Source organism: Streptomyces lasiicapitis, assembly GCF_014646335.1.
Taxonomy (GTDB): domain Bacteria; phylum Actinomycetota; class Actinomycetes; order Streptomycetales; family Streptomycetaceae; genus Streptomyces; species Streptomyces lasiicapitis.
Genome location: NZ_BMNG01000009.1, coordinates 206527 through 227498, shown reverse-complemented (window position 1 = coordinate 227498; position 20972 = coordinate 206527). Strand labels below are relative to the sequence as shown.

At 69.5% G+C, this 20972-nt stretch carries 7 protein-coding genes and 1 pseudogene; 2 read left to right on the top strand and 6 right to left on the bottom strand.

The annotated features are described in order from the left end of the window. Positions 1–32 precede the first annotated feature (32 nt). From IEY91_RS21365 to IEY91_RS21345, 5 genes and pseudogenes are all read right to left on the bottom strand, one after another. Positions 33–15590, bottom strand: a complete 15558-nt coding sequence (locus IEY91_RS21365; protein ID WP_189175254.1) for a type I polyketide synthase — start codon at positions 15588–15590, stop codon at positions 33–35. Positions 15591–15852: 262 nt separating this feature from the next. Next, entirely contained in the window at positions 15853–16059 is a 207-nt protein-coding gene (locus IEY91_RS21360) for a ferredoxin (protein WP_164317627.1), read from the bottom strand. Between the two features lie 131 nt (positions 16060–16190). Further along, positions 16191–17282, bottom strand: a complete 1092-nt coding sequence (locus IEY91_RS21355; RefSeq protein WP_189175253.1) for a cytochrome P450 — start codon at positions 17280–17282, stop codon at positions 16191–16193. A gap of 505 nt (positions 17283–17787) precedes the next feature. Continuing rightward, positions 17788–18038, bottom strand: a pseudogene (locus IEY91_RS42765) (IS5/IS1182 family transposase); the annotation flags it as partial. A 273-nt stretch (positions 18039–18311) separates the two neighbouring features. Next, entirely contained in the window at positions 18312–19190 is an 879-nt protein-coding gene (locus IEY91_RS21345) for a sigma-70 family RNA polymerase sigma factor (protein ID WP_164317631.1), read from the bottom strand. A gap of 82 nt (positions 19191–19272) precedes the next feature. On the opposite strand from IEY91_RS21345, the gene IEY91_RS21340 reads away from it, so the two are divergent. After that, positions 19273–19722 carry a carboxymuconolactone decarboxylase family protein gene (locus IEY91_RS21340; RefSeq protein ID WP_189175252.1) on the top strand — a complete coding sequence of 150 codons (450 nt, stop codon included), beginning with the start codon at positions 19273–19275 and terminating at the stop codon, positions 19720–19722. Between the two features lie 95 nt (positions 19723–19817). Beyond that, positions 19818–20138: a hypothetical protein gene (locus IEY91_RS21335; RefSeq protein ID WP_194492291.1), complete on the top strand. Its 321-nt coding sequence runs from the start codon at positions 19818–19820 to the stop codon at positions 20136–20138. Positions 20139–20163: 25 nt separating this feature from the next. Here IEY91_RS21335 and IEY91_RS21330 read toward each other — a convergent pair whose 3' ends face one another. Next, positions 20164–20886 carry an NUDIX hydrolase gene (locus IEY91_RS21330; RefSeq protein WP_189175250.1) on the bottom strand — a complete coding sequence of 241 codons (723 nt, stop codon included), beginning with the start codon at positions 20884–20886 and terminating at the stop codon, positions 20164–20166. Between the last annotated feature and the right edge of the window lie 86 nt (positions 20887–20972).

Here is a 20972-nt window from a genome sequence, read left to right as displayed (position 1 = left end):
GCCGGTAACTTCCGGGGACGGGGGCGTCCGCGTCACGAGAGCTCCTCGTCGAGGAAGTCGAAGATCTCGTCGTCGGTCGCCGACTCGAACGTGTCGGCGGCGGCGACCCCACCATTCGCCGTCTCCGCCTGCTGCCCCGCGGTCAGCTTCGCCAGGACCTGCTGCAAGCGCGAGGTGAGACGTGCCGTGGCGGCTTCGTCCGCCACCACCTCGGCGATTGAGCTCTCCAACTTCTCCAGCTCCGACAGAACCGGCAGCACCAGCGATGCGTCCGGCTCTTCCGCGACAAGCACCTGTGCCAGGTAGCCGGCCAGCGCCCTGGACGTCGTGTAGTCGAACAGCAGGGTGGCGGGGAGCCGCAGGCCGGTCACCGTGCCCAGCTGGTTGCGCAGTCCGACCGCGGTCAGCGAGTCGAAGCCGAGCTCGAGGAAGCCACGGTCAGGGGCGATCATGCGCGGGCTGTCGTGGCCCAGTGCCATGGCCGCGTGCTCCGTGACCAGTTCGAGGAGCGCCTGCTGCCGGGCGGCGGGGTTCATCGAGCCGATACGGCGACGCAGGTCGGCGGGGTTGGCACCGGAGCCGCCCGTGGACGCCTTCGCGGCGCCGCGTCGAGCCGTGGTCCGGATGATGCCCCGCAGCAGCGCCGGGATCGGCCCGTCCTGGGCTCGCCACGCCGCGGCGTTGAGCCGTGCCGGGACCAGGGTGGCCGCGTCGATACCGCAAGCGGTGTCGAACAGGGCCAGGGCCTCCTCGGAGGACATCGGGGTCACGCCTTCGCGGGCGAGGCGCCGCATATGGGCCTCGTCCAGCTTGCCGGTCATGCCGCTGCGCTCCTCCCACAGGCCCCAGGCGAGCGACTGGGCGGGAAGGCCCTCGGCCCTGCGCCGGTGGGCGAACGCGTCCAGGAAGGCGTTGGCGGCCGCGTAGTTGGCCTGGCCGGTGCCGCCGAGGGTCCCGGAGAGCGAGGAGAAGAGCACGAACGCGGACAGGTCGAGACCGGCGGTCAGCTCATGCAGATTGAGCACCGCGTCCACCTTGGGCCGCAGCACACGGTCGACCCGCCCGGGGGTGAGGGCTTCGACGACGCCATCGTCCAGCACTCCGGCGGTGTGCACCACGGCGGTGAGCGGGTGTTCGTCCGGCAGGGAGGCCAGGAGCGCGGCGAGGGAGTCGCGGTCGGCGGTGTCACAGGCGGCGACCACAGCATGGGCGCCGAGGTCCGTGAGCTCCGTCCGCAGTTCGGCCGCGCCGTCCGCGGCGAGGCCGCGGCGGCTGACCAGCACGAGGTGGCGGACGCCGTGCTCGCCGACGAGGTGCTTGGCGACCAGGCCGCCGAGGCCGGATGCCGCCCCGGTGACCAGGACGGTGCCCTGCGGGTCCCAGGTGACGCCGGTCGTGGCCGACCGCGCGCCGCCCTGCTCGGACGCGCTGTCGCGCGCCGCTACCCGGGCCAGCCTGCCGGCCAGGACCGTGCCGTTCCGGACCACGATCTGTGGTTCGTCGGTGGTGAGCGCCGCGGGGAGGATCCGGCGCGAGCCTTCCTGGTCGTCCAGGTCGGCCAGGACGAACCGGCCGGGATTCTCGGACTGGGCCGAGCGCACCAGGCCCCAGACGGCCGCACTGGCGGGGTCGGCCACATCGGTGTCGTCGCCCGCGACGATGGCCCCCTGGGTGAGGAACACCAGCCGGGAGGCGCCGAGGCGGTTGTCGGCCAGCCAGCTCTTGAGCAGGTCGAGGGCGTGGTGGCCGGCTTCCCGTACCGCCTGTGCCAGTTCCCGTGTCCGGCCGGTGCGGGACACGTTCGTGGCGAGTACGACGTCGGGCGAGGTCGCGCCCGCGTCGATGGCCTCGGCCAGGGCCGCGAAGTCCGGGTAGGTGTCCATGGTGACATCGGCCGATCCGAGGACGCCGGTCAGCTCGGCCTGGTCGGGTCCGACGAGCGCCCAGCGCCCGGTGGCCGCGCCGCTCGTCTCCGGGGCGGTCGGCACCCATTCGACCTGGTACAGCGACTCGTGCGGCTGGGCGGAGTTGACCTGCTCCGGGGCCACGGGCCGCAGTACGAGGGAGTCGACCGAGGCGACGAGCGCGCCGGAGGTGTCGGTGACATGCAGGGAGACCGTGTCCTCGCCGACGCTCGTCAGCCGTACGCGCAGCGCGGACGCGCCGCTTGCGTGGAGGGTCACGCCGTTCCATGAGAACGGGAGGGTGCTGCCGTCGCTGCCGGACGGCTTGAACGCCACGGTGTGCAGAGACGCGTCGAGCAGCGCCGGGTGGAGACCGTAGCGCGCGGCCTCACCGTTCTGCGCCTCGGGCAGGTCGACCTCGGCGAAGATCTCGTCGCCACGGCGCCAGGCGGCGCGCAGCCCCTGGAAGGCCGGGCCGTAGGCGAAGCCGACGTCGATGAACCGGTCGTAGAGATCCGCCACGTCGATGGCCTTCGCCTCCACAGGCGGCCACACGGCGAAGTCGGCGGCCACGGACTCCGGTGCCGTGGTGGACGGGTCCCTGCTGAGCAGGCCGGTCGTATGACGTGTCCAGGGGTCGTCCGGCTGGGCGTCCTCGGGCCTGGAGTACAGGTTGAGCGAGCGGGCTCCGGACTCGTCGGGCTCGCCCACGGCGAGCTGGATCTGGACCGCGCCGCGCACGGGCAGGACCAACGGCATTTCGATGGTCAGTTCCTCCACCCGCTCGCAGCCCACCTGCTCGGCCGCGCGCAGGGCCAGTTCCACGAAGGCCGTGCCGGGGAAGAGAACGGTGTCCGCGAAGGCGTGGTCGGCCAGCCACGGCTGAGTGGCGACCGACAGGCGCCCGGTGAACAGGTAGGTGTCGGTTTCGGCCACGGCGACGGCGGCGCCGAGGAGCGGATGGTCGGGCGAGTCCAGGCCGGCCGATGTCACATCTCCACTGGTGGTCGGCGCGGCTTCGAGCCAGTAGCGCTGCCGCTGGAACGCGTAGGTGGGCAGTTCCACCCGCCGGGCGCCATGCCCGGCGAACACCGCGTCCCACTTCACCGTGGCGCCGTGGACGTGGAGTTCGGCCAGCGCCATGGTCAGCGAATGGAGCTCGGGCCGGTCCTTGCGCAGCACGGGTACGAGGGCGGGAGCGACCGCGCCATCGGATTCTGCGGCCGTCAGGCAGTCCTGCGCCATCGCGGTGAGCACACCGTCCGGGCCCACCTCGACGAACGAGGTCACGCCCAGGTTCTCCAGGGTCCGCACCCCGTCCGCGAACCGCACGGCCTCGCGCACATGCCGGACCCAGTACTCCGGCGAGCACACCTCGTCAGCGTCGGCCGGGGTACCGGTGACATTGGAGACCAGGGAGATGGTCGGCGGGGCGAACAACAGCCCCTCGACGACCTTCCGGAAGTCACCGAGCACACCGTCCATGCGCGGGGAGTGGAAGGCGTGGCTGACCCGCAGGCGGCGTGTCTTGCGGCCCTCTCGCTCCCACTGTCCGGCGATCTCCAGCACGGCGGGCTCGTCGCCCGCGATGACCACGGCCGTGGGGCCGTTGACGGCCGCGATGCTCACCTCGGCCTCACGACCGGCCAGCGACGCGGCGACCTCCTCCTCGGGCGCCTGGACGGCCACCATCGCGCCGCCTTCGGGCAGCGCCTGCATCAGCCGGCCACGGGCCGCCACCAGGGCGCACGCGTCCTCCAGGGAGAACACCCCGGCCACGTGGGCGGCGGCGATCTCACCGATGGAGTGGCCGATCAGCACATCCGGGGTGATGCCCCAGTGCTCCAGGAGCCGGTAGAGCGCCACTTCGATGGCGAAGAGCGCGGGCTGGGTGAACGCCGTCTGGTTCAGCAGTTCGGCGTCGGCACTGCCCTCGGCCGCGAACATCACCTCGGTCAGCGGACGGTCGAGCAGCATATCGAGATACGCGCACACCTCGTCCAGCGCCTGGGCGAACACCGGGAAGGCGTCGTACAGCTCCCGGCCCATGCCGAGCCGCTGCGCACCCTGGCCCGAGAACAGGAACGCCGTCTTGTGCTCGGCCCGTGCCACGCCCTGGATCAGCGTGGCCGCGTTCCTGCTCTCCGCCAGCGCTTCGAGCCCGGAGCGGAACTGCGCCGGGTCCTCCGCGACCACAGCGGCGCGGTAGGGCAGGGCGGAACGGGCGGTCGCCAGTGAATAGCCGATGTCGGCGACGTCACCGGCGTCCGCGGTGCGCACACCGTCGAACTCGCGCAGCCGCCCGGCCTGAGCGCTCAGCGCATCGGCGTTGCTGCCGGAGAGCAGCCAGGGAACCACCGTGATACCGGCCGGCGAACCGGTGGCATCGCCACCCGTCTCCGGCGACGGCGACTCAACGGGGTCGGCCGCCTCGATGATCGTGTGCGCGTTGGTGCCGCTGATCCCGAAGGACGACACGGCCGCCCGGCGCGGGCGGTCCGTCTCCGGCCACGCGGTCGCCTCGTTCAGCAGCGACACGGCGCCGCTGGTCCAGTCGATATGCGGGGAGGGCTCGTCCGCGTGGAGGGTCTTGGGAAGGACGCCCTCGCGCATGGCCATCACCATCTTGATGACACCCGCGACACCGGCGGCGGCCTGCGTGTGCCCGATGTTCGACTTGATGGAACCCAGCCACAGCGGCTGGTCCTCGGACTTCTCCTTGCCGTAGGTGGCCAGCAGCGCCTGCGCCTCGATCGGGTCACCCAGCGAGGTGCCCGTGCCATGGGCCTCGACCGCGTCCACATCGGCGGCCGACAGACCCGCGTTCTCAAGAGCCTTGCCGATCACACGCTGCTGCGACGGGCCGTTCGGCGCCGTAAGACCGTTGGAAGCACCGTCCTGGTTGATCGCCGAACCCCGGACGACGGCCAGCACCTTGTGGCCGCGGCGCCGGGCGTCCGACAGCCGCTCCACAAGGAGCAGGCCCACACCCTCGGACCAGCCGGTGCCATCGGCCTCGGCGGAGAACGCCTTGCACCGTCCGTCCGGCGACAGCACACGCTGGGCGCTGAACTCGACGAACGTGCCCGGCGTGGCCATGATCGTCACACCGCCGGCCAGCGCCATGTCGCACTCGCCCTGGCGCAGCGACTGGCAGGCCAGGTGCAGGGCGACCAGCGACGACGAACACGCGGTGTCCACCGTCACGGCCGGGCCCTCGAAGCCGAAGGTGTAGGAGAGACGGCCGGAGGCGACGCTGGACGCGCTGCCGAGTCCAAGATAGCCCTGCACACCGTCCGGCGCGCTGATCGCCCGGCCGCTGTAGTCCTGATAGTTCGAGCCGATGAAGACACCGGCCTGGCTGCCGCGCAACGCCGCCGGGTCGATGCCGGCCCGCTCGAACGCCTCCCAGGACGTCTCAAGGAGCAGCCGCTGCTGGGGGTCCATGGCCAGGGCCTCACGCGGTGAGATACCGAAGAATTCCGGGTCGAAGTCGGAGATGTTGTCCAGGAATCCGCCGGTGAGCGCGTAGGTCTTGCCCGGCTTGTCGGGGTCGGGGTCGTAGAGCCCGTCGAGGTCCCAGCCACGGTCGTCGGGGAATCCGGAGATCGTGTCGGCTCCGGCGTTCACCACATCCCACAGCTGCTCGGGGTTCCGCACGCCGCCAGGGAAGCGGCAGCTCATCGCCACGATCGCGATGGGCTCGTCGAACGAGTCCGATCGGGTCGGCGTGATCTCGGCGGCGCCACCTTCCTCGGCACCGAACATCTCGCCGTTCAGGAACCGCGCCAGCACCGTGGGCGTGGGGTAGTCGAAGACCAGACTGACCGGCAGCCGCAGCCCGGTCGCCGCGCCGATCCGATTGCGCAGTTCAACGGCGGTCAGCGAGTCGAATCCGAGGTCGCGGAAGGCACGGTCCGAGGCGACCGCGTCCGCGCTGTCGTGAGCGAGGACATCGGCGGCCTGGGCACGCACCAGATCGCGCAGCGCGGCTTCGCGCTTCTCCCGGGGCAGAGCTTCCAGCCGGTCGTGAAGTTCCGCCCGCCCACGGTCGGCGCTGCCCGGCGTGGACTGCTTCCCCGTGGCCGTGGTCCGCGCGCTGCGCAACTCGCGGAAGAGGGGGGTGTCGAAAGAGTCCGCTTCGAAACGTGTCCAGTCGATGTCCGCGACGGCGAGGAACGTCTCATCGTGGTCCAACGCCTGGTGCAGCGCCGAAATCGCCAGCTCGGGGGACATGGCCAGCATCCCCGAGCGGCTCATCTGCTCTTCGAGCTCCCCGGCAACCGCCATACCACTCCCGGCCCAGGCGCCCCAGGCGATCGAGGTCGCGGGAAGGCCATCCGCACGCCGCTGCAACGCCAACGCGTCGAGATACGCGTTACCCGCCGCGTAACTCCCCTGACCCGGACCACCCAACGTGCCCGCCGCCGAGGAGAACAACACGAAGGCCGACAGGTCCATCCCGGCGGTCAGTTCATGCAGATTCCGTGCCGCGTCCACCTTCGGACGCAACACCCCAGCCGCCCGCTCCACCGTCAGAGCGTCCACAACACCGTCGTCCAACACACCCGCCGTATGCACCACACCGGTCAGCGGGAACTCGCTCGGAATCGCGTCCAGCACCGCCGCCAAAGCCTCACGGTCCGCCGCATCACACGCCGCCACCGTCACCCGGGCACCCAGACCCTCAAGCTCCGCCTTCAACTCGACGGCGCCCCCAGCCTCCATCCCCCGACGACTGGTCAACACCAGATGCTCAGCACCCGTACGCGCCAACCACCGAGCCACATGGCCACCCAGCGCACCCGTACCACCCGTCACCAACACCGAACCCCGGCTCTGCCAAGGCCCGCGGCCCTCCGCGTCCTCAGCCGCCGCGGCCCGCACCATGCGCTTGGCGAACACACCGGAGCCGCGCACCGCGACCTGGTCCTCGCCCTCCGCACCCGCCAGCACCCCGGCCAGTCGCGATACGGCCCGCTCGTCGAGCGTCTCGGGCAGGTCCACAACACCGCCCCAGCGCTGGGGATACTCCGCCCCTACGATCCGGCCCAGGCCCCACACCATCGACTGCACCGGGCTCACCAGCCGGTCGGAACGACCCACCGACACCGCACCCCGAGTGCCACACCACAGCGGAGCCACCACACCCGCATCACCCAGCCCCTGGACCAGCCCCACCAACGCGGCCAGACCGCCCGGCACCACACCGAACGTCGGATGCCCGGCCTCGTCCAGCGCCAGCAGCGAGAACACACCCGCCACACCCGACGACTCCACCCCAGCCCCGTCGAGCGCCCCACGCAGCCGCTCCGCGACCACCTCGCGGTCATCCGCCGCCCCGACGACCACGGAGACGACATGCGCACCACGGCCGGTCAATCCATCCAGCACGGCGGCAGCCAGAGTCTCGTCACCACAGGCTTCCGAAACGACCACGAGCCAGGTGCCCGAGAGCGTCGACTCGGACGCGGATGCCAGTGGCTTCCAGACCGCCTTGTAACGCCAGCTGCCGACCGTGTTCTGCTCACGCCGCTGACGACGCCACGACGACAGCGCGGGAAGCAGCGCCGTCAACGACGACTGCTGCTCCTCGTCCTCCACCTCCAGCGTCCGCGCCAGCGCCTCCAGATCCTCGCGCTCCACCGCCTCCCAGAAACGCGTGTCCACCGCATCGGCGCTCAAGCCGTCACCGGCGGCCGCCACCTCAGCAGCCGAGACGGCGTCCAGCCAGTACCGCTGCCGCTGGAAGGCGTACGTCGGCAGCTCTACGCGGCGGGCACGGTGTCCGGCGAACACCTTCCGCCAGTCAACCGCGCCCCCATTGACATGGAGCTCGGCGACCGAGGTCAGGAACCGCTCGGCCCCGCCCTCGTCGCGGCGCAGGGTCCCCACAACCACAGCCTGGGCCTCGGCGGCCTCGACCGTCTGCTGAACAGGAAGGGTCAGCACCGGATGCGGGCTCACCTCGATGAACACACCATGCCCGGTGCCGAGCAGGGTGCGGGTGGTGGCCTCCAGCTCAACCGTCTGGCGCAGGTTGCGGTACCAGTACTCGGCGTCCAGAGCGGCCGTGTCCACCAGCTCGCCGAACACCGTCGAGTAGAACGGCACTTCGGACGTACGGGGCCTCAGGTCCGCCAGAACCCTCAACAGCTCGTCCCGGATCTCCTCCACGTGCGCGGAGTGCGAGGCGTAATCCACCGGGACACGGCGGACGCGTATCTCCTCACCCTCCAGCTGGGCGACCATCTCATCCAGCGCACCCGCGTCACCCGACACCACGACGGAACCGGGGCCGTTGACCGCAGCAACGGATATCGCACCGCCCCAAGCGGCAATACGCTCCCGCGCCTGGTCCACCGGAAGCCCGACCGACACCATGCCACCACGACCCGCAAGACCGACGGCGATCGCCTGCGAACGCAGGGCCACCACCTTCGCCGCGTCCTCCAGCGAGAGCGCACCCGCGACACACGCCGCGGCAATCTCACCCTGGCTGTGACCCATCACCGCATCCGGCTCCACACCCACCGAACGCCACAACTTCGCCAGGGAGACCATCACCGCGAACAACACCGGCTGCACCACATCCACCCGGTCAAAACCAGGCGCACCCTCGGCACCACGCAGCACATCCGTCAACGACCAGTCCACGTAAGCCGACAGAGCCGTCTCACACTCACCGACCGCCTCCGCGAACACCGGCGAAGACTCCAGCAGCTCCACCGCCATACCCGCCCACTGCGCCCCCTGACCCGGGAACACAAACACCGAACGACCACGCACATCAGCAACACCACGAGTCACACCCGAGGCCACCTCGTCCCCGGCCAACACACCCAACCGCGCCAAAAGCTCCTCACGGCCGGCACCCGTCACCACCCCACGGTGCTCGAACACCGAACGCGACGACACCAACGACAACGCCACATCAGCGGCGTCCAGTTCCGGACGCCCGGCCACGAACTCCCGCAGCCGCCCCGCCTGCGCCCGCAGCCCCTCCTGGCTACGGCCCGACACCAGCCACGCCACCGGACCATCGGCGACCTCGGCCTCAGCGTCGTCGGCCGCCTCGGCCTCCGGCGCCTCCTCCAGGATCGCGTGCGAGTTGGTACCGCTCACGCCGAAGGACGACACGCCGGCGCGGCGCGGGTGGCCCGACTCCGGCCAGGCTGTGGCCTCGGTGAGCAGCGCGATGTCGCCCGCTGACCAATCCACGTGTTGTGACGGCTCGTCGATGTGCAGCGACTTCGGCAACACGCCGTGCCGCATCGCCATCACCATCTTGATGACGCCGGCCACACCGGCCGCCGCTTGCGAATGGCCGATGTTCGACTTCACCGATCCGAGCCACAGCGGCTGTTCCGCGGGCCGGTCCTGGCCGTACGTGGCCAGCAGCGCCTGCGCCTCGATCGGGTCACCCAGCGACGTACCCGTACCGTGCGCCTCCACCACGTCGACCTCGGCGCCCGACAGACGGGCGGTCTTGAGCGCCGCGCGGATCACCCGCTGCTGCGACGGTCCGTTCGGGGCGGTCAGGCCGTTGGACGCACCGTCCTGGTTGACAGCCGAGCCCCGGACGAGGGCCAGCACCTCGTGGCCGTTGCGCCGGGCGTCCGACAGCCGCTCGACGAGCAGCAGCCCGACGCCTTCGGCGAATCCGAATCCGTCTGCGCCATTGCTGAACGCCTTGCACTTGCCATCGGCGGACAGCGCGCGCTGACGGCTGAAGTCCACCAGCCCGGCCTGTGTGGACATCACCGTCGCACCACCGGCGAGCGCCAAGTCGCATTCGCCCTGGCGCAGCGCCTGGACCGCGAGGTGCAGCGCGACCAGCGACGACGAACACGCGGTGTCCACCGTCACGGCGGGCCCTTCCAGGCCCAGGGTGTAGGAGATCCGGCCCGAGGCCACGCTGCCCGCGCTGCCGGTGCCGAGATAGCCCTCAAAGCCTTCGGGGGCGTTCCCTTGCAGCCGGGTGCCGTAGTCGTTGTACACAACGCCGACGAAGACTCCGGTCCGGCTTCCCTTCGCCGACTCGGGGTCGATACCAGCCCGCTCGAACGCCTCCCACGAGGTTTCCAGCAGGAGCCGCTGCTGCGGGTCCATCGAGAGCGCCTCACGCGGCGAGATCCCGAAGAACGCCGGGTCGAACTGGTCCGCGTCGTAGAGGAAGCCACCGTTGCGGGCGTAGTACGTGCCCTCGCGCGCGGGGTCCGGGTCGTACGTCGTCTCGAGGTCCCAGCCGCGGTTGGACGGGAGCGAGGCGGTGGCGTCGGTACCACCCATCACCAGGTGCCAGAGTTCCTCGGGCGTCCGCACCCCACCGGGGAAACGGCAGCTCATGGCGACGATCGCGATCGGGTCGTCGTCCGTGTGTGCCGGGGTGTTGGCGGATCCGTCCGCCGTCGGCGCCGCGATGGCCGTCTCCTGCGCCCCGAGGATCTCCGAGCGCAGATAGCCCGCCAGTACGGTCGGGTTCGGGTAGTCGAAGACAAGCGTGGCCGGGAGGCGCAGACCCGTTTCCGCACTCAGACGGTTCCGCAGTTCCACGGCGGTGAGCGAGTCGAAGCCCAGTTCCTTGAAGGGCCGTCCCACCTCGACAGTGTCCGACTTCGCGTGTCCCAAGGCGGCGGCCGCCTGGACGCGGATCAGCTCCTCGAGCAGGAACTGCTCCTGATCCGCCTCGGACATGCCGGCCAGTCGCCGCCGCAGACGGGCGGCGATGTCGTCCACGTCCGCGGCTCCGGCGCCCACGACGCGCCGGACCGTCATCCCCGGCACGACGTTGCGGAAGAGGGCGGGGAGTTCGGCGCCCTGCGCACGCAGCGCCGGGATGTCCAGCCGGAAGAGAACCGGAACAACCGCAGCCGAGATCAGAGCCGCGTCGAACAGCTCAAGCCCCTCGTTCGTGGCCAGTGGTACCAGGCCCGAGCGGGATATCCGCTGGACGTCGTCCTCGCCGAGGTGTCCGGTCATGCCGCTGGCCTCGGCCCACAGACCCCACGCCATCGACACACCAGGCAACCCCTGAGTCCGGCGCCAGGACGCCAGGCCGTCCAGGAACACATTCGCCGCCGCGTAATTGCTCTGCCCCGCGCCGCCCAGCACACCAGTGGCCGAAGAGAACAACACGAAGGCCGACAGGTCCAACCCTTCGGTCAGCTCATGCAGGTTCCACGCCGCGTCCACCTTCGCCCGCAACACCGGCTCAACCCGCTCACGGGTCAACGACGTCAGCAGCCCGTCATCCAGCACACCCGCCGCGTGCACCACACCACTCAACGCGAAGCCCGCCGGCAACCCCGACAACACCCCAGCCAAAGCCTGGCGATCCGCTGCGTCACACGCCGCGATCACCACCTCGGCGCCAGACGCTTCCAGCTCCGCCCGCAGCTCCGTCGCGCCCTCGGCCTCCGCACCACGGCGAGACAGCAGCACCAGCTTCCTGACGTCATGCCGGGCCACCAGATGCCGGGCCACCAAACCACCCAGAACACCCGTGCCACCGGTCACGAGCACCGCGCCAGCGCCGAACACCCCCGACTCCGGAGCGTCACCCGAAGGCAGCGACCGGCCCAGGCGCGGCACCCGCACCGCACCCGACCGCACCACCACCTGCTCCTCGCCCAGAGCCAGTACCCCGGGAAGCAGACCGTCGACACCGTCCACGTCATCGGTGTCCACCAGCACCAGACGCCCAGGATTCTCCGACTGCGCGGACCGCACCAGACCCCACACCGCAGCCCCGGCCATGTCCCGCACACCATCGCCCGCGTCGACAGCGCCCCGGGTCACCACCACCAGCCGCTCACCCGCGAGATCCTCGTCCGCCACCCACGCCTGCACCCGCTCCAGGACCTCAAGGACCCGCCCGTACACCTCACTCACCACATCCGAACCACCGGAGACCACCCGCACGACCTCAGTCCGCGGCGCCACCTCACCCGCCACGACAACCCCGGGCGCATCCACCCACTCCACCTGGAACAGCGCATCCCGCGCCACCCCGCCCGCGGCATTAAGCTGATCCGCGTCAACCGGACGCAGCACCAGCGACTCGACCGACGCCACCCCACGCCCCGACTCGTCAGCCACCAGCACCGACACCGCATCCGACCCAGCGCCCGCCGACGCCAACCGCACCCGCAGCGAGGTCGCACCCACCGCCTCCAGAGCAAACCCACGCCAGGAGAACGGCAGCAAACTCCCCGAACCACCCGCCAGACCTTCACTCACACCCATCGCATGCAACGCGGCATCGAACAACGCCGGATGCAAGCCGAACAGGCCCGCCCGCTCCCGCTCACCCTCCGGGAGCCCGACCTCCGCGAACACCTCACCATCACGCCGCCACGCACGCCTCAACCCCTGGAAAACAGGCCCATACTCCAACCCGTTCTCCGCCGCCCGCGCATACTCACCCGACACATCAACCAACTCAGCCCCCACCGGCGGCCACACACCGAAGTCGAACCGGGCCTCGGAGCCGGGCGCGGCCGAACCCAGCAGACCGTGGGCATGCCGCGTCCAGGCGGCACCCTCACCCTCCGCCTCCTCCCGCGAGAACACACTCACCTCGCGGAAGCCAGAAGCATCCGCCTCCTCCACCTCAACCTGAAGGTGCACCCCGCCCTTCTCGGGCACGATCAGCGGCGCTTCCAGGATCAGTTCCTCAACCCGACCACAGCCGACCTGATCGCCCGCCAGTACCACCAGCTCCACGAACGCCGTCCCGGGCAGCAGCACCACCCCGTGGACGGCGTGATCCGCCAGCCACTCATGCGTGGCCAGCGACAACCGTCCGCTCAGCAGCACCCCGCCACCACTGGCCAACGACACCACCGCACCCAACAACGGGTGCCCCAGCGAACCCAACCCCACCGAGCCCACATCGCCCACACCCGCGGGGGCATCAAGCCAGAAGCGCTCCCGCTGGAAGGCGTAGGTCGGCAGGTCGATCTGGCGAGCACCGTGTCCGGCGAACACCTTCCGCCAGTCAACGCTTGCTCCGCTGACGTAAAGCTCAGCTGCGGAGGTCAGGAACCGCTCGGGTCCGCCCTCGTCCCGCCGCAGCGTGCCGACGACCACGGCCTGCGCCTCGGCGGCCTCCACGGTCTGCTGCACCGGCAGGGTCAATACCGGATGCGGGCTCACCTCGATGAACACGGTGTGGCCCTCATCGAGCAGGAGGCGAGTCGTGGACTCCAGCTCCACCGTCTGCCGCAGATTCCGGTACCAGTACCCCGCGTCCAGATCGGCCGTATCCACCAGCTCACCGGACACCGTCGAATAGAACGGCACCTCCGATGAGCGCGGCGCGATGTCCGCCAGTACCTTCAGCAACTCCTCGCGGATCTCCTCCACATGGGCGGAGTGCGAGGCATAGTCCACCGGGACACGGCGGACGCGGATCTCCTCACCCTCAAGTTGGGTGACCATCTCGTCCAGCGCACCCGCGTCACCGGACACCACAACCGAACCCGGGCCGTTGACCGCAGCAACGGATATCGCACCGTTCCAGGCGGCGATACGCTCCCTGGCCTGGTCGACGGGAAGCCCGACCGAGACCATGCCACCACGACCCGCCAGACCGGCGGCGATCGCCTGCGAACGCAGGGTCACCACCTTCGCCGCGTCCTCCAGCGAGAGCGCACCCGCAACGCAGGCCGCCGCGATCTCACCCTGGCTGTGACCCATCACCGCGTCCGGCTCGACCCCCACCGAACGCCACAGCTTCGCCAGCGACACCATCACCGCGAACAACACCGGCTGCACCACATCCACCCGGTCAAAACCAGGCGCACCGTCAGCCCCGCGCAGCACGTCCGTCAACGACCAGTCCACGTAAGCCGACAGAGCCGACTCACACTCGCCAATCGCCTCCGCGAACACCGGCGAGGACTCCAGCAGCTCCACCGCCATACCGAGCCACTGCGCCCCCTGACCCGGGAACACAAACACCGAACGACCAGGTGTTTCGGCGTCCTTCCCCCAGACCACACCGGGGAGCTTCGCCCCCTCGGCCACCGCCTCCAGGCGCTCGAGGAGCTCCTCACGGCTGGTCCCGGTCACCACGGCGCGCTGCTCGAACGCGAACCTGGTCGTCGCCAGGGAGAGCGCCACATCGGCGGCGCCCAGCTCCGGACGCTCCGCCACGAACTCCCGCAGCCGGCCTGCCTGCGCCCGCAACGCGGTGTCGCTCTTGCCCGACACCACCCAGGCCACCGGACCCGCGACGCCGCCGTCGGCAGGCTCCTCGGCAGCCTCGGCTTCGGCCGCCTCAACCTCCGGAGCCTGCTCCAGGATCACATGCGCGTTCGTCCCGCTCACGCCGAACGAGGACACACCGACCCTGCGCGGCTCGCCCGTTTCCGGCCACGGCCTGGACTCGGTCAGCAGCTCGATCTCGCCCTCGGACCAGTCCACGTGGCTCGACGGGGCGTCGACATGCAGTGTCTTCGGCAGCACGCCGTGCCGCATCGCCATCACCATCTTGATGACGCCGGCCACACCGGCAGCGGCCTGTGCGTGACCGAGGTTCGACTTCAGCGAGCCCAACCACAGCGGCCGTCCCTCCGGCCGGTCCTGCCCGTAGGTGGCCAGCAGCGCCTGCGCCTCGATCGGGTCACCCAGCGTCGTGCCCGTACCGTGCGCCTCGACCGCGTCAATCTGGCTGGTGGTCAACTCGCAGTTCTCGAGGGCCTGCCGGATCACGCGGCGCTGAGAGGGGCCGTTGGGGGCCGTAAGACCGTTGCTCGCGCCGTCCTGGTTCACGGCGGAGCCGCGCACCACCGCCAGGATCTGGTGCCCGTTGCGCCGCGCGTCGGACAGCCGTTCCACCAGCAGCACACCGATGCCCTCGGACCATGTGGTGCCGTCGGCAGCGTCGGCGAACGCCTTGCACCGGCCGTCGGCGGCCAGTCCGCGCTGGCGGCTGAAGGTGACGAAGCCCTTGGGGCTCACCATGACCGTCGCACCGCCGACCAGCGCCATGGAACACTCGCCCTGCCGCAGCGCCTGCGCGGCCAGGTGCAGGGCGACCAGCGCCGATGAGCAGGCGGTGTCCACCGTCAGCGCGGGGCCTTCGAAACCGAAGGTGTAGGAGACACGGCCCGAGGCGATGCTGGTGGTGGCGCCGTTGTGGAGGTACGGCTCGATCTCGTCCGGAATCTGCGCGGCCTCGGAAGCGTAAGTGGTGTGCATGGCGCCGGTGAAGACGCCTGTCTGGCTGCCACGCAACGACGCGGGGTCGATGCCCGCCCGCTCCATGACCTCCCACGACGTCTCAAGGAGCAGCCGCTGCTGCGGGTCCATGGCCAGGGCCTCGCGGGGCGGGATGCCGAAGAACGCGGAGTCGAATTGATCCGCGTCGTGGAGGAAGCCGCCTTCGCGAACGTAACTGGTACCCGGATGCTCCGGATCCGGATTGTAGATCCCCTCCACGTCCCAGCCGCGGTTTGTCGGGAAGGGCGAGATGGCGTCCGATCCATCGGCGACCAGGCGCCACAGCGCCTCGGGGGAATTCACTCCACCCGGAAATCGGCAGGCCATACCGATGATGGCAATGGGCTCGGTGGCCGAACTGACCAGCTGGCGGTTCTGACGCCGGAGCCGCTCGATTTCCTTGAACGACTTGCGCAGCGCTTCAACGGCTTTGTTCTGGTTGGATGCAGCAGGCATCAGAAACTCCACACTTGACGCGTCGTTCGCTGGAAGAGCGCAACGGACCTGAAAGTTACGAAAACACGCATTGCCAGACGGACACCGGCCACATTAGCTCTGGTTCCGTAAGGGAAACCCTAGAAACCCACTCAGGCATGGTTGACGCCTCGGACGTGTTTCCCGGGGATTTGGTTTCAGCGGCGCTTCACCAACAGTGTGATCCTTGCCACGGTCGCGTTCTCCGCCAGCATTCGTGCCCCCGAAATCTCAGGCCCTGTTTTCACGCGCCAGGGTCTTCTTCGAGGCGGATCGCACCGCTCGGGCAACGGGATACGACCTCGCGCAGAACGTCCAGCCGTCCGGTGTCGGGCTGTGCGTCGAGCAGAACGACGGAGCCGTCCTCGTCGCTCTGGTCGAACAGGTCAGGCGCGATCAACGCGCACTGGCCGGCCGAACAGCACACCTCACGGTCGGCGGTGATCCTCATCGGGTCTCAGTCCTACCTTGTTGTTCGAGATGGGCCGACATGTCTGCGTCTTGTGGGCCCTCTTGCATGACGGTGACGGACGGTGGGAGAACGTCCCACCGTCCGTCGCATTCACCGCTTGTACGTCTCGATCAGTCGTCCCAGGTGACGCGAAGCGACCTGGGGCCGTAGTGCACGCAGTCGTCCCGCATCGGGACCTCATCGGCCGGTACGGCCAGTCGCAGCGTGGGGAACCTGTCGAACAGGGCCTCGTAGCCGACGCGCAGGATCGTCCGGGCGAGATGCTGGCCGAGACACTGGTGGACGCCGTGGCCGAGCCCCAGGTGCCCGTGATCCGTACGGCCGATGTCCAGCTGATCGGGGTTCTCGTAGCGCTCGGGGTCGCGGTTGACGGCGGGGAGGGCGACAGTGACCACCTCGCCCTTCTTGATGGTCCGACCGGCGAACTCGACATCTTCGAGCGCCCACCGGCTGGCCCCGAGGTGAGAGATGGTGAGGAAGCGGAGGAGCTCTTCGACGGCGGCCCCCATGAGCTCCGGGTCCTCCTGGAGCTTGACCAGTTGATCGGGGTGCTCGAGCAGGGTGTAGACGCCCATGGCGAGCATGTTGCCCGTGGTGTCGAAGGCCCCGGTGATCAACGTGGCGGTCATGCCCATGAGTTCTTGCTCGGTGAGCTGCCCGCCGCGGATGAGGTCCCCGAGGATGTCGTCCCGGGGGTCGCCCATCCTGCTGGGGACGAAGCGGGCCAGGAACCCGCTCATCCCGGACACGGCGGCGAGCGCCTCGGGGACGGTGGAGGAGAGCCGGCCGAGTGTCTCCACATGACACTGGAGGCTCTTCCGCTCCGATTCGGGGACGCCGATCATCTCGCACATCACCCGGGAGGAAACGGATTCGGTGAAGACCTCCACCAGGTCGGCGCCCGGCCCGGCCTTTTCCAGATCGTCGAGCTGCTCGTGCACGATTCGCTCGATCATGGGGGTGAGTTGACGCGTGCGCCGGACCGTGAAAAAGCCGGTGACCAGCTTGCGATACTTGCTGTGGACCGGGTCGTCCGTCTTCGCAAAAGCACCCGGATCGGCCGGACCCTCGTACGCCAGCTCCGTGGGGACGGGGGCGATCAGCCCTTCCTGGCGCGCGCTGAAGCTCTTATGGGTGAAAAGTTCCTTTGCTTCAGCATGGCGGGTGATGAGCCACCCGGGCGTGCCGCCCGGATAACTCATGCGCGTTATTCGCTCCTGCTCACGCAGCGGGGTGTAGCCATCCGGAGGATCGAAGGGGCAGCTCCGCTTGGTAGGCAGCGACACAGGGGGGTGCAGGGCGTCGACCAAGACTCCTCCATCGATTCACAGTCCATGCATCGAGGTCGTCGGCGGCTACACCGGCTGGCTCGAACTCGATGTTAGCTTCGCCGTCGACCCGATAACTCACCAAAAGGACTCTGCGGGCGCGTTCTGTGAAATTCCTTAGACAAAAGGCGGGAGCTGTTGACCCCTGCGCGCGAGTGCACTCACCGCGACGTCCGAACGCGTGGCGGCTCCACCTCTCCCCGACCCCGGGTACGCCGGCTCCGGCTGCCGCGTTCCTGTCGGCACCGACATGCGTGGGAGGGGGGTCCGTCCGATGCCACCACCGAAGGCTCTCGCGCTGGGCGGACCCGGAGTTCGCGACGAAGAGGCGCAGGGCAAGGCCGATGAGGTGCGGGGCAACGTCGGCGAGGGCAGGGCGGACTCGGCCGAGCAGATCGCCACGACGACCGCGGCCCCGCCGGACACCTCGCCGGTCCAGCATCAGGGTGCCGTTGACCTGCTCTACTACCCACCGCTTCAGCTGCGGGACGAAGCCCTTGCCCTGATCGTCCGCGGGTTGCGGCGAACGACCTCGACGGTGATGTCCAGCAGGGCGCCGTGGATGATGACGCCGATGATCAGCCCCAGTACGTCGACGGCCAGTCCCCGCTTGCGCCCCGGCGTGTCCCGAACGCACAGATCAGTCGGCGTGCGGCTCCTGCACCACCAGCAGGCCAAGAACCTCTTGGTGTCGCGCTCGCCGCAGAAGCTGGGCTTCTTCCAGGGGCACGTGTCGCGACTCCTGTCGCGCACCCTCGTCAAGCTCCGTAAGGGACTGACCTTGGAGGAGTGACCCGGGCGTCGCCTTCGCCGTCCTCAATCGCCGGACGGGCTCATTGAGTCGAGCCCGTCCGGCGATTGGTGTTCATGCCCTCAAGTGCCTGTGACAAGCGCAGCAGGGGCTCACGCCGGATCCGGCAGGTCCATCAGCGCGAGCTTGGCCGGGTCGATCACGGCCGTGATGCCGGTGATCCGGCCGTCGACGACGGTGAACGCGAGGACCGAGAGCGGGGTGCCGTCCTCGCGCCAGGACATGACCCCCGGGAGGCCGTTGACGAGCGCCGCCCGCCCGTGTGTGGCCGCGTCGGCGGACAGTTGCGCGCCGGCTGCGACTTTGGTGGCGCCAAGGGCGACGACCACGCCGGACGGGGTGTCGACGGTCAGTTTCACCTCGGGGTCGAGGACCCGCAGCAACTCCTCGAAGTCGCCGCGCCGAGCCGCCGCCAGGAAGGCCTGGACCACCTCTCGCTGCTCCCGTCCGGCGTCGGCCGGCCGCTGGGCCGCCTGCACCTTCCTGCGGGCGCGGCTGGCGAGCATCTTGGTGGCGGCGGTGGACCTGCCGAGGATCTGGGCGATCTCGTCGAACGGCACCGCGAACAGATCGTGCAGCACGAACGCCAGCCGCTCGCTGGGCCGGAGCGACTCCAGGACGACGAGGAGCGCGAGCCCGACCGAGTCGGCGAGCACCGCGTCTTCCTCAGGAGCGGGACCGTCGTCGAGCGTCACCACGAACTCGGGCAGGCCGTCGCCGTAGGAGGCCTCCGGGCGGGCCTGACGCGATCGCAGGACATCGAGGCTGATCCGGCCGACCACCGTGGTCAGCCAGCCGGCGAGGTTGCGGATGGCCGCCGCGTCCTGGCGGGAAAGCCGCAACCAGGCCTCCTGGACCACGTCCTCGGCATCCGCGTGTGATCCGAGCATCCGGTGGGCGACCGCGCGGAGCCGGTCGCGCTGGGCCTCGAACGCCTCGGCCATCGGGTCCGTCGGCCTTGTCTCGGACATGTTGTTACCTTCCTCGGGACTGCTCCGTCATGGGGATGACGGGCCCGCACGGGCTCAGGTAACCGATGAAGGAGCAGTCCCGATGGAAGCACGCATGACAAGCCCGGCCAATCCCGATGTGATCACGGCAATCCAGCACCTCTACAAGGCGATTCACGCCGGAGGCGTCGACCAGCGGCTGCTGTCGCTGGTCCACCTGCGTGCCAGCCAGATCAACGGCTGCAGCCCCTGCGTATTCGCCACGGTCCAGCCGGCGAAGAAGGCCGGTGAGACGGAGGAGCGGCTGCACAACGTGGTCGCGTGGCGCGAGACACCCTTCTACACCGAGCAGGAGCGGGCAGCCCTCGCCCTGACCGAGGCCGCCACCCGGATCCAGGACGGCGCACCGGGTGTCACCGACGACATCTGGGACACCGCCGCCGACCACTTCACCCAGGAGCAACTCGGTGCGATCACCCTGGAGATCGCGCTGACCAACTTCTTCAACCGGATCAACCGCACGGTCCGGGAGCAGGCCGGCAAGACCTGGTGAGGCGGTCGGGGCGCTGTTGAGTACGGCCTCGTTCAATACGGCCTCGTTCAGTACTGTGTCAAGTACCCCGATTCGGTGAGCGAGGTGAGCGATCAGTGAAAGGGATGAAGGCGATGAAGGTGCGCACCGCGGGCCCACTGGCTGTCGCAGGAGTCGTCCTGTCCGTCCTCGTGGTGGGCTCGCCACTGGCTGTGGCCGACTCGAGCGCCCAGGCCAAGTTCTTCACGGGCGGCGGTCGCGGGCCGACTGCGGCTGTGGCGATTCAGAGTGCGGTCGGGGACGCGGAGTCGTCGGCCGGCGCCGAGCAGCTCTACACCTGCACGCTCGCCGGCGAGCCCCTCGTGTTCGAGAGCTTCAACGATCCGAACTTCGGCCACGTGTTCCGCGCCGAGGCGACGGTGAGCTGCACGGCCTGAGCCCGGCCGGCGTTCGCGAGGCGGGCTACGCGCCGTTCCCGGTGCCGCGCAGCAGAGGCGGGCTGAGCAGCCATGCGCTCCCCCGACGGTAGAGGCCGGCCGGACGCCCGGTCGGGGGATGCCACCGCTCCCCCGTGGACTCCACGAAGCCGACGGTGTTGAGCACTTTGCGGCGGAAGTTGCTCGGGTCCAGGCCCTCGCCCCAGATCACTTCGTAGACCGTACGCAGCTCGCTCAAGGTGAACGACTCCCCGCAGAAGGCCGTGGCGGCAGCGGTGTACTCGATCTTTCTGCGGACCTCCTCCAGGGCATCCGAAAGGATGGCCAGATGGTCGAACGCCAACCCCTTCGCCTCGGCCATCAGTTGTGAGACAGAAGCCCAGTAGGCGCGCCTGGCATCGGTACCGCCGACCGGAGCAGGAAGGTCCGGTCCCAGTGCGAGATAGGCGATCGTGACCACCCTGCCCCTCGGGTCACGCTGAGGGTCTCCATAGGCGCCGAGCTGTTCCAGGTGCAGTCGCCCGCCGTCGATCCCGGCCTCCTCCCAGAGCTCACGCAGCGCCCCGTCGCGCAAGGTCTCGTTCTTCTGGACGTAGCCGCCGGGCAGCGCGGGCCGGCCGAGGAAGGGCTCCACCCCACGCTCGATCAGGAGCACCATCAACCGATCGTCTCTGATGGTGAAGATCGCCAGGTCCACGGTCACCCATGACGCCTCGACCTCCACAGAGTCCTTCAGCCAGTCATCCACCCAGAACCCCTAAAGGTCATATTGACTTAAACACGGTCGCTACTTATGGTCTCATTAACCTTAACCCTACGAGGCAAAGGCAGATC

Excerpts from the sequence above, each read along its gene's own strand:
- IEY91_RS21365 (WP_189175254.1), bottom strand. The coding sequence starts at position 15,590 with ATGCCTGCTGCATCCAACCAGAACAAAGCCGTTGAAGCGCTGCGCAAG.
- IEY91_RS21360 (WP_164317627.1), bottom strand. The coding sequence starts at position 16,059 with ATGAGGATCACCGCCGACCGTGAGGTGTGCTGTTCGGCCGGCCAGTGC.
- IEY91_RS21355 (WP_189175253.1), bottom strand. The coding sequence starts at position 17,282 with ATGAGTTATCCGGGCGGCACGCCCGGGTGGCTCATCACCCGCCATGCT.
- IEY91_RS21345 (WP_164317631.1), bottom strand. The coding sequence starts at position 19,190 with ATGTCCGAGACAAGGCCGACGGACCCGATGGCCGAGGCGTTCGAGGCC.
- IEY91_RS21340 (WP_189175252.1), top strand. The coding sequence starts at position 19,273 with ATGGAAGCACGCATGACAAGCCCGGCCAATCCCGATGTGATCACGGCA.